Annotated in this window: 1 protein-coding gene; it reads left to right on the top strand. The window is 41.1% G+C overall.

The genetic code is table 11. The annotated features are described in order from the left end of the window. A partial coding sequence (locus R7R78_RS27160) for a phosphoenolpyruvate carboxylase (protein WP_225451760.1) occupies positions 1-405 on the top strand: 405 nt, incomplete at its 5' end. Positions 406-643: the final 238 nt, after the last annotated feature.

Raw genomic sequence — 643 nt, 5'->3', positions numbered from 1 at the left:
CATCAGGCGCTACTGGAAGAAATGTGTCGCGAATGGCCGTTCTTCTCAACTCGCCTAGGTATGCTTGAGATGGTGTACACCAAGTGCAACATGGAAATCTCTCGCTACTATGACCAACGCCTAGTTGAACCTCAACTTCAACCATTGGGTGACCGACTGCGTGAACAACTTCAACGTGATATTAAGTCCGTACTGAACGTAGAGAACAACGAGAACCTAATGCAAAGCGACCCATGGGGCCAAGAATCAATTCGCCTACGTAACATCTACGTAGAGCCATTGAACATGCTTCAAGCTGAATTGCTATACCGTACTCGTCAAACAGAAGAGGCGTCTGCAAACCTTGAAGAGGCTCTGATGGTGACCATCGCGGGTATTGCAGCAGGTATGCGTAATACGGGTTAAAAATAACCATTCGTAATACAAAAGGCTGAGTTCATACTCAGCCTTTCTTATATTCATAACTTCCAACCACATAATTGCGCAGCAAATAACCAGATATTTACACTACAAAAAACCCATAAAATACCAACAAATTAGAATTATTAACTACAAAACAACTCTATTGAGTATTATGTTAGTTTTTTAGGGTAATTTTGTCCTACTATTCCACTTCATGCTTATTATTTATATACTACTTGCC

It is taken from the genome of Vibrio sp. 2134-1, from assembly GCF_033339495.1.
This window is presented reverse-complemented; position numbering and strand designations above follow the sequence as displayed.